The 13,913-nt window shown below is 69.9% G+C and carries 15 protein-coding genes and 1 tRNA gene; 7 read left to right on the top strand and 9 right to left on the bottom strand.

Annotated features, from left to right (window positions below):
• Nucleotides 1-16 precede the first annotated feature (16 nt).
• Nucleotides 17-199 (bottom strand): 50S ribosomal protein L32, encoded by a 183-nt coding sequence (rpmF, locus tag V7Z54_RS00785; protein WP_334133616.1) that lies wholly within the window; start codon nucleotides 197-199, stop codon nucleotides 17-19.
• A 124-nt stretch (nucleotides 200-323) separates the two neighbouring features.
• Nucleotides 324-965, bottom strand: a complete 642-nt coding sequence (locus V7Z54_RS00780; RefSeq protein WP_334133615.1) for a YceD family protein — start codon at nucleotides 963-965, stop codon at nucleotides 324-326.
• Nucleotides 966-1,006: 41 nt separating this feature from the next.
• Here V7Z54_RS00780 and pdxH point away from each other — a divergent pair, with 41 nt between their 5' ends.
• Nucleotides 1,007-1,645 carry a pyridoxamine 5'-phosphate oxidase gene (pdxH, locus tag V7Z54_RS00775; protein ID WP_334133614.1) on the top strand — a complete coding sequence of 213 codons (639 nt, stop codon included), beginning with the start codon at nucleotides 1,007-1,009 and terminating at the stop codon, nucleotides 1,643-1,645.
• Between the two features lie 17 nt (nucleotides 1,646-1,662).
• Here pdxH and folK read toward each other — a convergent pair whose 3' ends face one another.
• The 5 genes from folK to V7Z54_RS00750 all read right to left on the bottom strand — a co-directional run bounded on the left by folK (nucleotide 1,663) and on the right by V7Z54_RS00750 (nucleotide 6,310).
• Nucleotides 1,663-2,148, bottom strand: coding sequence for a 2-amino-4-hydroxy-6-hydroxymethyldihydropteridine diphosphokinase (gene folK, locus V7Z54_RS00770; protein ID WP_334133612.1), 486 nt, complete (start codon nucleotides 2,146-2,148; stop codon nucleotides 1,663-1,665).
• Complete coding sequence (gene pcnB, locus V7Z54_RS00765) at nucleotides 2,141-3,748, bottom strand: polynucleotide adenylyltransferase PcnB (RefSeq protein ID WP_334133610.1); 1,608 nt, start codon at nucleotides 3,746-3,748, stop codon at nucleotides 2,141-2,143. The genes folK and pcnB overlap by 8 nt, the downstream gene beginning before the upstream one ends.
• Nucleotides 3,745-4,455, bottom strand: coding sequence for an HAD family hydrolase (locus V7Z54_RS00760; protein ID WP_334133676.1), 711 nt, complete (start codon nucleotides 4,453-4,455; stop codon nucleotides 3,745-3,747). Before V7Z54_RS00760 ends, pcnB begins: the two co-directional genes overlap by 4 nt.
• A 77-nt stretch (nucleotides 4,456-4,532) precedes the next feature.
• A complete protein-coding gene (gene hda / locus V7Z54_RS00755) occupies nucleotides 4,533-5,219 on the bottom strand; it encodes a DnaA regulatory inactivator Hda (RefSeq protein ID WP_334133609.1) in 687 nt (228 codons plus the stop codon).
• 2 nt (nucleotides 5,220-5,221) lie between these two features.
• Nucleotides 5,222-6,310 (bottom strand): AI-2E family transporter, encoded by a 1,089-nt coding sequence (locus V7Z54_RS00750; protein WP_334133608.1) that lies wholly within the window; start codon nucleotides 6,308-6,310, stop codon nucleotides 5,222-5,224.
• Nucleotides 6,311-6,401: 91 nt separating this feature from the next.
• Here V7Z54_RS00750 and purM point away from each other — a divergent pair, with 91 nt between their 5' ends.
• Nucleotides 6,402-7,448, top strand: a complete 1,047-nt coding sequence (gene purM / locus V7Z54_RS00745; RefSeq protein WP_334133607.1) for a phosphoribosylformylglycinamidine cyclo-ligase — start codon at nucleotides 6,402-6,404, stop codon at nucleotides 7,446-7,448.
• Between the two features lie 40 nt (nucleotides 7,449-7,488).
• On the opposite strand, the gene V7Z54_RS00740 is transcribed toward purM, so the two are convergent.
• On the bottom strand, nucleotides 7,489-8,334 hold the full coding sequence (locus V7Z54_RS00740) for a SirB1 family protein (protein ID WP_334133605.1): 846 nt from the start codon (nucleotides 8,332-8,334) through the stop codon (nucleotides 7,489-7,491).
• Between the two features lie 4 nt (nucleotides 8,335-8,338).
• Nucleotides 8,339-9,898, bottom strand: a complete 1,560-nt coding sequence (gene murJ, locus V7Z54_RS00735) for a murein biosynthesis integral membrane protein MurJ (RefSeq protein ID WP_334133604.1) — start codon at nucleotides 9,896-9,898, stop codon at nucleotides 8,339-8,341.
• A gap of 37 nt (nucleotides 9,899-9,935) precedes the next feature.
• Between murJ and V7Z54_RS00730 the strand changes: the two genes are divergently transcribed.
• The 5 genes from V7Z54_RS00730 (at nucleotide 9,936) to V7Z54_RS00710 (ending at nucleotide 13,911) form a co-directional block, all read left to right on the top strand.
• The gene (locus tag V7Z54_RS00730; protein WP_334133603.1) at nucleotides 9,936-10,793 is read left to right on the top strand and encodes a 3',5'-nucleoside bisphosphate phosphatase; all 858 of its coding nucleotides are present in this window, start codon (nucleotides 9,936-9,938) and stop codon (nucleotides 10,791-10,793) included.
• Between the two features lie 9 nt (nucleotides 10,794-10,802).
• Nucleotides 10,803-11,438, top strand: coding sequence for an L-threonylcarbamoyladenylate synthase (locus tag V7Z54_RS00725; protein WP_334133602.1), 636 nt, complete (start codon nucleotides 10,803-10,805; stop codon nucleotides 11,436-11,438).
• A 48-nt stretch (nucleotides 11,439-11,486) separates the two neighbouring features.
• A complete protein-coding gene (locus tag V7Z54_RS00720; RefSeq protein ID WP_334133600.1) occupies nucleotides 11,487-12,155 on the top strand; it encodes a site-2 protease family protein in 669 nt (222 codons plus the stop codon).
• 176 nt (nucleotides 12,156-12,331) lie between these two features.
• A complete protein-coding gene (locus V7Z54_RS00715; protein ID WP_334133598.1) occupies nucleotides 12,332-13,630 on the top strand; it encodes a tryptophan--tRNA ligase in 1,299 nt (432 codons plus the stop codon).
• A gap of 188 nt (nucleotides 13,631-13,818) precedes the next feature.
• Nucleotides 13,819-13,911 (top strand) — tRNA-Ser (locus V7Z54_RS00710).
• Nucleotides 13,912-13,913: the final 2 nt, after the last annotated feature.

Genomic DNA, 13,913 nt, shown 5'->3' with positions numbered 1-13,913 from the left:
CTGACCAGCGCAGCGATTACGCCCCGGACTTGCTCTTGAGCACCTGACGGCCGCGGTAGAAGCCGTTGGGGCTGATGTGGTGGCGCAGATGCGTCTCGCCGGTCGTCGGCTCCACGGCAATGCCCGGCACCGACAGCGCCTGATGCGAACGGTGCATGCCGCGCTTCGACGGCGACTTTTTATTTTGCTGAACGGCCATGATCGGTTCCTGGTAAGCGGATCAGACGAAAACTCCGCATTATAGTCGGCTGCGCGCGATGGCGCAGGCCGCGTTGCACAGCCAACCCACCCACAGCGCACAGCCCGCCGACGTCGCGTCCCCCTCATCCCCTGGGGTGCTTGAGCGCCGCCAGCGCGGCAAAGGGCTGCCGGCGGGTCTGCGGCTCGTCGTCGTTGGCGGTTGCGAGCGGCTCGGCCTTGGGCCGCAGCACATCGCCAGCCGCCAGCGGCAACGGATGCGGGCAGGCCGCGTCGTGGCGCGGCACCAGGGGCGCGGCCAGCAGCAGCTCGTCCTCCACCAGCTCACGCAGGTGAAAGCGGGTGCCCGTGTACACCAGCAAATCCTCCTCGCAGGCATCGTCCTCGGCCAGCGCGGTGGCCTCGTCGGCCACGAAGCGAAACCAGCGATCCAGCGACAGCGGCTGCCAGTAGGGCTCCAGGCAGCGCTGGCACACCAGCGGCAACGCACCGTGCACCTGCAGGCGCAGCCAGAGCTGACGCGGCACGACCCGCCCCTGGCCCAGCGCACGCCAGGCCGCCTGAACGGCGGGCGGCGGGTCGCGCCACTCGGCCTGCACCGTCCACTGCACCGTGGCCTCGTCCTGCCCAGCCAGCGGCGGAGCGTCGATCAGCACCCGCGGCAGCTGCGCCAGCCCATAGGTGCCGCTGAGCGCCGTCGCCTGGCGCGCCAGCGCCTCGAGGTCGATCCATTCGATGGAGGCGGGGGTGGGGGGGTGCAAAGCCATGGGGCAATTATCCGACCAAGCCGGCGTGCCATACTGCGCCCATGAAGTCGTCCATCGCCGATTTGCGCAAGAGCTACGAAAAGGCCGAGTTGAGCGAGGAAGCCTCGCACGCCGATCCGCTGCAGCAGTTCGACCAGTGGCTGCACGAGGCCATCCGCGCGGAGCTGCCCGAGCCCAACGCGATGACGCTGGCCACCGTGGGCAGCGACCTGCGCCCCAGCACCCGCGTGGTGCTGATCAAGGGCTATGACGAGCGTGGCATCGTCTGGTACACCAACTACGACAGCCGCAAGGGCCGCGAACTGGCGGGCAACCCCTACGCGGCGCTGCAGTTTCACTGGGTGGAACTGGAGCGGGTGGTGCGCATCGAAGGGGTAGTGGAAAAAGTCAGCGCCGCCGAAAGCGACGCCTACTTCGCCAGCCGACCGCTGGACCACCGCATCGGCGCCTGGGCCAGCCCGCAAAGCCAGGTGATCGACAGCCGCAGCGTGCTGTTGGCCAACGCCGCCAAATACGCCGCGCAATTTCTGATGAATCCGCCCCGCCCGCCGCACTGGGGGGGCTACCGCCTCAAGCCGGATACGTGGGAGTTCTGGCAAGGTCGCAAGAGCCGACTGCACGACCGGCTGCGCTACCGACTGGCCGATGGTCGCTGGATCCGTGAACGGCTGGCCCCGTAGGCGCGGCGCGACTGCGGTTAGGCCGGCAGCGGGACAGCCTCCAGACGCTCGATGCGCTGACCGGCCACCGCCTGCAGCGCCGCTGCGTCGACCAGCGTCGGCGCCACTTCGTTCAGCGGCACCAGCACGAACGCCCGCTCCCACAGCCGCGGGTGCGGCACGGTCAGCAGCGGCGACTGAATGCGCGCACTGCCGTAAAGCAGCAAGTCCAGGTCGAGCGTGCGCGGGGCGTTGTGGTAGGGGCGCTGGCGCCCGGCGCGGGTCTCCAGCCCCTGCAGCGCCTGCAGCAACACGGGCGCGGTCAGCCGGGTGGACAGCGCCGCCACCGCGTTGCAGTAGTCCGGTCCGTCGGCGTCCACCGGCGCGCTGCGCCACAGGCTGGAAGCGGACAGGCGCTGCGTCTGGGGCAAGTCGTTGAGCCACTGCAGTGCCGCGCGCACCTGCGCCGCCGCGTCGCCCAGGTTGGCGCCGACGCCGATGTAGGCGGTGACGGCCTCACGCATCGGCTGCACCACCGTCGGCCGGGGTGCCGCTGTTGTCCCCGGCAGCGGGCTTGCGGCGGCGCCGGCGGCGCTTGCGTGGGGCAGCCGGTGCATCGGCTGCGCCGTCTGGCGCCACTGTTGCCGCCTCGGGCGCTGCCGGGACAGCCGGTGCGGCGGCCTCAGGCGGCGAGCCGCCGTTGCCGTCCGGGTGGCGCCGGCGGCTGCGCGGCGCCTTGCCCGCCGACTTGGCGCGCTGCTGCTCCAGGCGCACGGCCTCGATCATGTCGCGCCGCACCGCCTCGCCCGCCAGACTGAATGTCTCCCACCAGTGCGCCAGCTCTTCCTCCACCTCGCCCACCTGCGCGCGCAGGCGCAGAAAGTCGAAGCCGGCACGAAAGCGCGGCTGCTCCACCAGCGTGAACGGTCCCTGGCCGGTGCGCTTGTCAAAACGCGGCTGCATCATCCAGATCTCGCGCATGTCCGCGCCGAGCTTGCCCCGGCCCGAGACGTCGCCGACGCGCGCGTCGAACACCTCATCGACCGCCTCGGCCAGCGCCGGAAACGGCGGCACGCCGTCGCCCAGCCGCCGCTGCCAGGCGCTGCGCACGTCCTGCCACAGCACGCAGGCCAGCAAAAAGCTGGGCGCCACCGGCTTGCCTTCGGCCACGCGCCGGTCGGTGTCCTGCAGCGCCATGCGCACGAACGGGTCGTCGCCGCGCTCCACCACCACGTCCAGCAGCGGGTAGATACCGCGCGCCAGCCCATTGGCCTTGAGCGCCTGCAGACTGGCCAGCGCGTGCCCGGTCTGCAGCAGCTTGAGCATCTCGTCGAACAGGCGGCTGGGCGGCACGTCGGCCAGCAGGGGCAAGGCGGCTGCCATCGGCGCGCGGGTCTTGTCATCGAGCTTGAAGCCCAGCCCGCTGAGCTTGGCCGCGAAACGCACCGCGCGGATGACGCGCACCGGGTCTTCACGGTAGCGGGTCGCCGGATCACCGATCATGCGCAGCACCCGTCGGCGCGCGTCGCGGATGCCGTGGTGGAAATCGACCACGGTTTCGGTCTCCGGGTCGTAGTACATCGCGTTGATGGTGAAGTCGCGCCGTGCCGCGTCTTGCTCGATCGGCCCCCAGACGTTGTCGCGCAGCACGCGGCCGCTGGCGTCCACCGCCAGCGCCACCCCCGCCAGCGCACGCCGGCAGCGCTCATCCCCCACCACCGGCTCGGCGGCCGTGGAGTCGAGGTAGGCGCGGAAGGTGGACACCTCGATGACGTCGTGCTCGCGCCCGCGCCCGAACACCACGTGCACGATGCGGAAGCGCCGCCCGATGATGAAGGCGCGCCGAAACAGCGCCTTGACCTGCTCAGGCGTGGCGTTGGTGGCGACGTCGAAGTCCTTCGGACGCAGGCCCAGCAGCAGGTCGCGCACGGCGCCGCCCACGATGTAGGCCTCGTAGCCGGCGCGCTTGAGGGTGCGCACCACCTCCACCGCACGCGGGTCGACCAGCGCCGGGTCGATGCCGTGCACGCTCACCGGCACGTCCTCCCGCTTGCCCCAACGCGGCCGCCGCAGCGTCGGTCGCACCGCCTTGTCCAGCAGCTTGGTGATCAGGGTCTTGATCATGGATGTGGCTCGAACAGGTCGAGGATACGCCAGCCGAGCTGCCGGGCTCGCTGGCGCAGACTGTCGCTAGGGTTGGTCGCCACCGGCACATCGGCGCGCTCCAGCAGCGGCAGGTCGTTGTCCGAGTCGGAGTAGACGGTCACGTGCACGCGCTCGTCCCACTCCAGCCCCTGGGCCTGCAACCACTGCCGCACACGCACCACCTTGCCCTCGCGGTACGACGGCACGCCGCGGATGGCCCCGGTGAACCAGCCGCTGGCGTCACGCTCCAGCTCCACCGCGATCAGGTCGGGCACACCAAAGGCCTCGGCAATCGGTCGGGTGATGAACTCGTTGGTGGCGGTGACGATGGCGACGCGGTCCCCCCGAGCCTGATGCGCCCGCACCAGCGCCAGGGCCTGCGGATGCAGCGCCGGGCGGATCACCTCGTCCATGAAGCGCGCGTGCGCCGCGGCGGCCTCTTCGGGGCTGCGCTGGCGCACGGCATCGATGGCAAAGCGCGCATAGGCATGGATGTCGAGCCGCCCCGCCAGGTAGTCGGCATAGAAGGCGTCGTTGCGGCGCGTGTGCTCCTCGGCATCGGTCCAGCCGATGCGGGTGGTGAACACGCCCCACTCGTGATCGGAGTCCAGCGGCAGCAGCGTGTGATCGAGATCGAACAGGGTCACGCCAATGCGGCCCTCGGGGGGGGCCGACCCGGCGACCATCGCCGACAAAGGCACAGCGGAAGAATCGGATACGCCCATGAACCTCCTCAGTGATCGCGTCCTGCGGCAAGCCGCCCTCAGTCCTCGGACAGCATGTCCCGCACCAACGCCGTGGTGAGCGCGCGCTGGGTGCGCAGCGCATAGTCGTCGAGCCGCTCAAGCAGCGTCATCAGGCTGGAGAGGTCGCGCGCAAAGCGCGCCAGCAGATACTCGACCAGCTCCTCGGACAGCGTCAGCCCGCGCGCGGCGGCGGCGCGCTGCAGCACCGCGCGGCGCGCAGCTTCATTCAGCGGCTGCAATTGGAACACAAGCCCCCAGCCCAACCGAGAGCGCAGATCATCGCGCAGCGGCAGATCGGCCGGCGGACGGTCGCCGGTGGCCAGCACCGCGCGCTGCGGTCCAGCAACGGGCGACTGCGCGTTGACGAACCAGTTGAAGGCGGCGGCCTGCTGCGGCGCACCGAAGGCATGCACATCGTCCAGCAACACCGCCGACCAGCGCTCATCGAACGGCTGCGGCGCCGCCACGCGCGCATCCAGCCAGCCCACGGCCTCGCCCGCGTCGGCCAGTGCTTGCGCCAGCGCGCGCAGCAGATGGGTCTTGCCACTGCCCGCTGGCCCCCACAGGTAGACGGGCAGCGGCGAGCGGGGGCGCTCGTGCAGCCACGCGCGCAGGTGGGCACACACCGCCTCGTTGCCCTGCACCACGAAATTATCCAGCGACGGCGCCGGCGCCAGCCCCAGGTCGAGCACCAGTTGCCGCATGCTCACTCCCGCTGCGCAGCCGCGCCATCGGCACGGCGAAACAGCGGGCTGTGCACGTACAGCCGCTGCAGCCGCCGCAGCGCCACCAGCAGCACCGCCGACACCGGCAGCGCGATCAACACACCCACGAATCCCAGCAGATGCCCAAACGCCATCAGCGCGAAAATGACGGCGATCGGATGCAGGCCGATGCGCTCGCCCACCAGTCGCGGCGTCAGGAAAAAGCTCTCGATCACCTGCCCCAGCCCGTAGACGGCTGCCACCAGCAGCACACCCCACAGGGCCTGAAACTGCAGCAACGCCGCCAGCAGCGCCAGCGCCAGCCCCAGCCCGAAGCCCAAATAAGGCACGAACACCGCCAGTCCGGTAAAGACGCCAATGGGCAGCGCCAACTCCAGCCCCACCAACGCCAGCGCCGCCGCGTAATACACCGCCAGCACCCCCATGACCAGCAGCTGCCCACGCAGGTACTGGCCCAGCACGGCGTCGGCTTCGCCCACGAAGTCCTCGACCCGCTCGCGCCAGCGCGGCGGCACCAGACGGCGCGCCTGCGCCACCACGCGCCCCCAGTCGAGCAGCAGATAGTAGGCCACCACCGGCATCAGCATCAGGTTGCCCAGCAACGCCAACACGGCGCTGCCACCGATGTGCAGCGACGTCAGCAGACCCGCCAGCAGGGCGCTTTCGTGCCCACTGATCAGACGCCGCAGCAAATCGCGCACCGCATCCACGTCCACCGCCAGCACCAGGCCGAAGCGCTGCGCCAGCGGCTGCATCCAGGCGTTGAGCCGCTCCAGCAGCACCGGAATTTGCTCGCGCAGCAGCGGCCACTGGCGCGTGACCACGGGCAAAATGATGAGCACCACGGCCAGCAGCAGCACCAGCAGCGCCGCCAGCGCCAGCGCCGCCCCCAGCCAGCGCGGCACGCGATGCGCCGCCAGCCACGCCACCAGCGGCTGCAGCGCGTAGGCCAGCACGAACGCCAGCACGAACGGCAGCAGCACCGGCGCCAGCTGCACCAGCCCCCACCAGCCCAGCACCGCCAGCGCAGCCCACAATAGCGCGTGTCGCTGGGATTCGGTAAGAGTCATGGAGACAACACGGAAAAATCGCAAGCCGCGGCCGACACCGCCAGCACGGCAGCGGGCGGCCCCGTACAATCGGTGGCATTGTATCGAGCCCATGAATACGCCTGCCCTTTCCTACAAAGATGCCGGTGTCGACATCGACGCCGGGGACGCGCTGGTCGAGCGCATCAAGCCACTGGCGCGGCGCACGTTGCGCGAGGGGGTGCTGGCCGGCATTGGCGGCTTCGGCGCGCTGTTCGAGATCCCGAAGCGCTACCGCGAACCGGTGCTGGTCAGCGGCACCGATGGCGTCGGCACCAAGCTCAAGCTGGCCTTCGAGTGGAACATGCACGACACCGTCGGCATCGACCTGGTGGCTATGAGCGTCAACGACGTGCTGGTGCAGGGCGCCGAACCGCTGTTTTTCCTGGATTACTTTGCCTGCGGCAAGCTGGATGTGGACACCGCCGAGCGCGTGGTGGCGGGCATCGCGCGCGGCTGCGAGGCCTCGGGCTGCGCACTCATCGGCGGCGAAACCGCCGAGATGCCGGGTATGTACCCGCCCGGCGAATATGACCTGGCCGGCTTTTGCGTCGGTGTGGTCGAGAAGTCGCGCATCCTCACCGGTGCGGCCGTGCAGGCCGGCGACGTGGTGCTGGGCCTGGCGTCCAACGGCGTGCACTCCAACGGCTTCAGCCTGGTGCGCAAGTGCATCGAACGCGCCGCCGCCAGCCTGCCGGCGACGCTGGACGGACAACCGTTTCGAGCGGCGGTGATGGCGCCGACGCGCCTGTACGTGCGCCCGGTGCTTGCGGCGCTGCAGCGCCACCCGGCCGAGGCCGACGGCATCAAGGCGCTGGCGCACATCACCGGCGGCGGGCTGCTGGAAAACATTCCGCGCGTACTGCCGCACGGGCTGGCGGCCGAGCTGGTGCGCGGCAGCTGGCCGCAATCCGAGCTGTTCGCCTGGCTGCAGCGCACCGCCGCCATCGACGACCATGAAATGAACCGCACCTTCAACAACGGCATCGGCATGGTGGTGGTGGTGGGGGCCGGGCACGCCGAGGCGGTGGCCGCCACGTTGCGCGAACTGGGCGAGACCGTGCACCGTATCGGCGCCATCGTGCCGCGCGGCGCCGGCGCACCCGTGCGCCTCGTCTAAATCGTTCGCCACGCCCGCGGGGCTGCACACGACGGCGCGCCTACGCGGCGCGCAACGCGCGCACGCGCTGCTGCACCGCCTGCACCTGCAGCGGGTCGTCGGCGTGGGCCAGATAGGCCTCTAAATCGGCCAACGCGCGCGCCGTCTGGCCCAACTCGGCCAGCGCCAGACCGCGCTCGCGCACCTCATCCCAGGCGTCGGGCTGCAGCACGATCAGGCGGTCCAGCACCGCCACCAAACGCGCCCAGTCGCGCTGCGCGCGATGGATCTCTTTGAGGTTGCGCAGCACGCGCGCCACGATTTCGCGCGGCGCCGCCGGCTGCAGAAACAGCTCCACCGGAATGTCGAACTCATCCACCAGGCCCTGACGCCGCTTGTACGGCTCCAGCCGCTCGATGAGGTCTTCGCGGCTGAGCGACTGACCGGTGAAGGGGTCGATGATCACCTGCCCGCGCGCCAGTTGCACCTTCACCAGGAAGTGACCGGGAAAGTTGACGCCCGCAGCGCGCAGTCCGATGCCCTGCGCCAGCTCCAGCCACAGCACTGCCAAGCTGATGGGGATGCCGCGCCGCGTGCGCAGCACCGCGTGCAAGTAGCTGTTGTCCGGGTCGTAGTAGTCGTTGACGTTGCCGCCAAAGCCCAGCTCGCGGAAGAAAAAGTGGTTGAGTAGGCGCAGTCGGTGCAGCGGCGCGGCGTCGGCTGGCAGACGCCGACGCAGCCGCTCCAGCAGGCGGTCGACGCCGTCGAGCACGCTCTGTACGTCCAGCTCGGGGTAGTCATCCAGCGCCACCGCTGCCACCGCCTCCAGCAGAGGCAGACCCTCGTCCTGCCCCACCAAGGTGGCAAAGTAGTCGAGCGCCGAGGGCGCGCGCGTGGCCCATTTCATGGTGCTACTTTCGCACAAATTGGCGCAGCGGCAAACCCGCCGCGTACAGCGTCCCGAAGTACAGCAGGATGGCACCCAGCGCCGCGCCTGCCAGCGCGGCCACGCGCAACGGCCGCTCCATCCCCACCCAGTCCAGGCCCAGCGCCCACGCCAGCAGCCAGGCCGTCATCACCGCAGCGGCCAGCACCACCTGCCGCGCAAAGCGCCACCAGCCGGGCTGCGGCGCATAGGCCCCGCGCCGCCGCAGCCCCACCAGCAGCCAGCCTGCGTTGAGCAAGGCCCCCAGCCCGATGGCCAGTGCCAGCCCGGCATGCGCCAGGTGTGGTACCAGCAGCGCGTTCATGACCTGCGTAAAGCCCAACACGACGATGGCGATGCGCACCGGGGTGCGGATATCCTGCCGTGCATAAAAGCCGGGCGCCAGCACCTTGACGCCGATCAGCCCCAGCAGGCCCACCCCGTAGCCCATCAGCGCCAGCGCCGTCTGCCGCACATCGGCGGCCGTGAAGGCCCCGTAGTGGTACAGCACCGCCACCAGCGGAGTCGCAAATGTCAGCAGCGCCAGAGCACTGGGCACCGCCAGCAGCACCACCCAGCGCAGCCCCCAGTCCAGCAGCTGGCTGTAGCGCGCCTCGTCCCCGGCCGCCTGGGCAGCGGCCAGCTGGGGCAGCAGCACCACGCCCAGCGCCACCCCCAGCAGGGCGGTTGGAAACTCCATCAGCCGGTCGGCGTAGGTCAGCCACGACACACTGCCCGGACTTAGGTGCGAGGCGATCTGCGTGTTGATCAGCAGCGACAGCTGCGCAACGCTCACCCCCAGCACCGCTGGCCCCATCAGCGCCAAGATGCGCTGCGTGCCCGGGTGGCGCCAGCCGGCGCGCACGCCGGCCACCGTCAGCCGCAGCCTGGGCAGCGCGCCGACGCGCGCCAGCGCCGGCGCCTGCACCGCCAGCTGCAGCACGCCGCCCAGCATCACCCCGCCGGCCAGCGCGTAAATCGGCTCGACGCCCAGCCGCGCCAGCGCCGGGGCGCCCCACGCCGCAGCGGCGATCATCGCCACATTGAGCAACACCGGAGTGGCCGCCGGCACCGCATAGCGCCTCCAGGTATTCAGAATCCCGGCGCTGAGCGCCACCAGCGACATGAAGCCGATGTAGGGAAACATCCAGCGCGTCAGCGCCACCGCCGTCTCGAACCCCCCCGGGGTCTGGCGCAAGCCCGAGGCCATTGCCCACACCAGCAATGGCGCCCCTACCACGCCCAGCACACAGGTCAGCAACAGCGCGGCCGTCAGCACCGTGGCCACGTGGTCGATCAGCGCGCGCGTGGCCGCATCACCCTGCTGCTGGCGCGTGGCCGCCAGCACCGGCACGAAGGCCTGCGAAAACGCCCCTTCTGCAAACAGGCGCCGCAGCAGGTTCGGGATGCGAAACGCGACATTGAAGGCGTCGGTGACGGCGCTGGCCCCGAACGTGGCGGCGATCAGCAGCTCGCGCACCAGCCCGGTGATGCGCGACGCCAGCGTCAGCAGCGACACGATCGAAGCGGATTTGAACAGCGACACGGCACGAGTGTAGCCGCGCGCCTACAATGGGCGAGTCATGGCCATCCTCAACGCCGATCTGCACTGCCACTCCACCGTCTCCGACGGCACCCTGGAACCCGAAGCACTGGCGGCGCGTGCGCACGCCAACGGGGTGGAGCTGTGGGCGCTGACCGACCATGACGAACTGGGCGGTCAGCAGCGCGCCCTGCATGCGGCGCGCGCGCTCGGTCTGCCTTATCTCACCGGGGTGGAGATCTCGGTCACCTTCGCCGGGCTGACGGTGCACATCGTGGGCCTGGGCATCGATCCCGACGATGCACAGCTGGGCGACGGGCTGGCGCGCACTCGCAGCGGGCGCGAGCAGCGCGCGCGCGAGATGGCCGAGCAGCTGGCCGCGGTGGGCATACCAGGCGCCTTCGAAGGCGCGCTGAAGTACGTCGGCAACCCGGAGTTGATCTCCCGCACCCACTTTGCGCGCTTTCTGGTCGAGGCGGGCATCTGCCATGACACGCACGACGTATTTCGTCGCTTCCTCACCGAAGGCAAGCCCGGCTTCGTGGCGCACCGCTGGGCCGCGCTGGGCGATGCGGTGCGATGGATCCGTGAGGCCGGGGGGGTAGCGGTCATCGCCCATCCGGCGCGCTATGCCCACCCCAGCCCGACGCACGAGTACGCGCTGTTTGCCGAATTTAAAGCGCACGGCGGGCAGGCGGTGGAGGTGGTCAGCGGCAGCCACAGCGCCGCCGAAGCACTGCGCTACGCCGACCTGGCGCTGGAGTTCGGGTTGGCCGCCTCGCGCGGCAGCGATTTCCACAGCCCCGACGAATCACACACCGATCTGGGTGCCCTGCCGCTGCTGGAAGGGCGGCTGACGCCGGTGTGGGAGCTGCTGGCCGACCGTATCATCCATTGAGCGGCGGCCGTGGCGCAGCGCTTCGAAGTCCATCCGCTCAACCCCCAGCCCCGGCTGCTGCGGCAGGCCGTGCAGGCGCTGCAAGACGGCGCCGTGCTGGCCGTGCCCACCGACTCCAGCTACGCGCTGGTTTGCCATCTGGACGACAGGGCGGCCGTGCAGCGGCTGCGCCGCATCCGCGGCGTGGACGACCGCCACCACCTGACGCTGCTGTGCCGCGACCTGTCGGAGGTGGCCACGCTGGCGCGGGTGGACAATCGGCAGTATCGGCTGCTCAAAGCCGCCACCCCTGGACCCTATACCTTTATTTTGGAAGCCACCAAAGAGGTACCACGCCGCGTCAGTCACCCGTCGCGCAAAACCATCGGTCTGCGCGTGCCCGAGCACCACGTGCTGCGCGCGCTGCTGGCGCTGCACGACGCCCCGCTGCTGGGCACCACGCTGATACTGCCCGGCGACGACTTGCCGCTGAACGACCCCGACGCCATCCGCGAACGCCTGCAGCACGAGGTGGCGATCGTCATCGATGCCGGTGCCTGCCCGCGCGAGCCCACCACGGTGGTGGACCTGACCCCAATGGGCAGCGGCGGCACCCCGGCCGTGCTACGCGCCGGGCGCGGCCCGCTGTCGCCGCTTGGCCTCTGACGGCACCGGCCAGCCGCGCACGGCGGCGCCACCTGCGACAATCGCCCCATGGATATCGCCGACATCATCCAGACCGTGGCCCTGTACGCGCTGCCGGTGCTGTTTGCCATCACCGTGCACGAGGCCGCACACGGCTACGCCGCGCGCCACTTTGGCGACCCCACGGCCGAGCGGCTAGGTCGCATCACGCTCAACCCGATGCGGCATATCGACCCCATCGGCACCATCGCCATGCCGCTGTTGCTGTACGTGGCCACCGCCGGCGCCTTTCTGTTCGGCTACGCCAAGCCGGTGCCGGTGGACTTCGGGCGCCTGCGCCACCCCAAGCGCGACATGGTGTGGGTGGCGCTGGCCGGGCCGGCGGCCAACCTGGCGCAGGCCATCGCCTGGGCAGCGCTGGGCTATCTGCTGGTGGCCGCTGACATTCAAGAGCCGTTTTTCAATGGCATGGCGCGCGCTGGCGTCTTGGTCAACATCGTGATGTTCGTCTTCAACCTGTTTCCATTGCCGCCGCTCGATGGTGGGCGCATCCTGGTGGGCCTGCTGCCGCCGCGCCCGGCGCTGACGCTGGCGCGTGTGGAGCCGTACGGGTTTTTTATCGTGCTGGCGCTGGTGCTCACCGGCATCGTCAGCACGCTGTGGCTGCAGCCGCTGATGCGCCTGACCGCCCAGGGCATCGAATGGCTGCTTGCGCCGCTGCGCTGGCTGCTGTTCTGACCGCAGTGCGCACTCGCTGCCCGCCCCCACGGGCTGGCCCACCCATGCAAGCCCGAACCACCCTGGGGCAGCTCGCGCGCCGCGCGGCACCGCGCACCGACGCTGGCTCCTGACGCTGTGGCCGTGTCGCCAAACATCATCCCACTTTTCTATCCTTTCGGCTACCCTGTGCAACCATGACTGCTCTGCGCGTCCTCACCGGCATCAAACCCTCTGGTACCCCGCACCTGGGCAACTACGTCGGCGCCATCCGGCCCACGGTGCGCGCCAGCCGCGAACCCGGCATCGACAGCTTCCTGTTCCTGGCCGACTACCACGCCCTCATCTCCACGCGCGATCCGGCGCGCGTGCAACGCTCCACACTGGAAATTGCCGCCACCTGGATCGCCTGCGGACTGGACCCCGAGCGCGTCACCTTCTACCGCCAGTCGGACATCCCCGAAATCCCCGAGCTGACCTGGCTGCTGGCGTGCGTCTGTGGCAAGGGTCTGCTCAACCGCGCCCATGCCTACAAGGCCGCAGTGGACAAAAATACCGCCGATGGCCGCGACCCCGACGACGGCGTCACCATGGGCCTGTTCATGTACCCGGTGCTGATGGCGGCCGACATCCTGATGTTCAACGCGCACCGCGTGCCGGTGGGGCGCGACCAGATCCAGCACATCGAAATGGCGCGCGACCTGGGCGCCAGCTTCAACCACCTCTACGGCGAGCACTTTACGCTGCCCGAAGCGGTGATCGACGAGCAGGTGGCCACCCTGCCTGGCCTGGACGGGCGCAAGATGAGCAAGAGCTACGACAACGTCATCCCGTTGTTTGCGCCGCGCGAGCAGTTGCGCAAGCTCATCATGGGTATCGTCACCGACTCACGCGCACCGGGCGAACCCAAGGACACCGACGGCTCAGCTGTCTTTCAGCTCTATCAGGCCTTTGCCACGGCACAGGAAACCGCAGCGTTGGCGCGCGACTTTGGCGCCGGCATCGCCTGGAGCGAGGCCAAAGAACGCCTGTTCGAGCGCATCGACCGCGAAATCGCCCCGCTGCGCGCCACCTACGATGCGCTGATGGCGCAGCCCGAGCGCGTGGAGGCGTATCTGCGTGAAGGGGCGGCCAAGGCGCGGGCGCTGGCCACCCCGTTCATGGCGCGGCTGCGCCATGCTGTGGGCCTGCGCCCGCTGGACACGCTACCCGCGCCGGCCAGCGCCTCAACGGTGACCGGCGCCCCAAGCGCGCCCCCGTTGTTCAAGCAATACCGGGAAACCGACGGGCGCTTTTACTTCAAGCTCACCGACGCCAAGGGCCACGTGCTGCTGCAAAGCCACGGCTTTGCCAGCGGGCGCGAAGCCGGCCAGGCGGTGGCCCGCCTGAAGGTCCACGGCTGGGCTGCCTGCACCGATCTGCACCCTCAGGTGACCCCCCACACCGACGCCGACACGCTCGAAGCCGCGCTGGCCGCGCTGCGCAAGGCAGACTGAAACCCTCAGCAAACGCGACACCGCGGGTGGCCCCGACACCATCGACGCGCCGCTGCGGTCCGGGCCCTGCATGGGCAGTAGCGCGAGCCGACGGGTCCTCGCCGACACCGCCAACGGGATGCGCGAGGTGTGCCTCTGGCGGGCCCGTCGGCGGCCTGGCGCCTGCTACAATGCGGGCTTTCGACCGCGGAGAGATGGCAGAGTGGTCGAATGCGCCGGACTCGAAATCCGGTATACGGGTCTTCTCCGTATCGAGGGTTCGAATCCCTCTCTCTCCGCCAGC

It is taken from the genome of Tepidimonas sp., assembly GCF_036824975.1.
GTDB lineage: Bacteria > Pseudomonadota > Gammaproteobacteria > Burkholderiales > Burkholderiaceae_C > Tepidimonas.
This window is presented reverse-complemented; position numbering and strand designations above follow the sequence as displayed.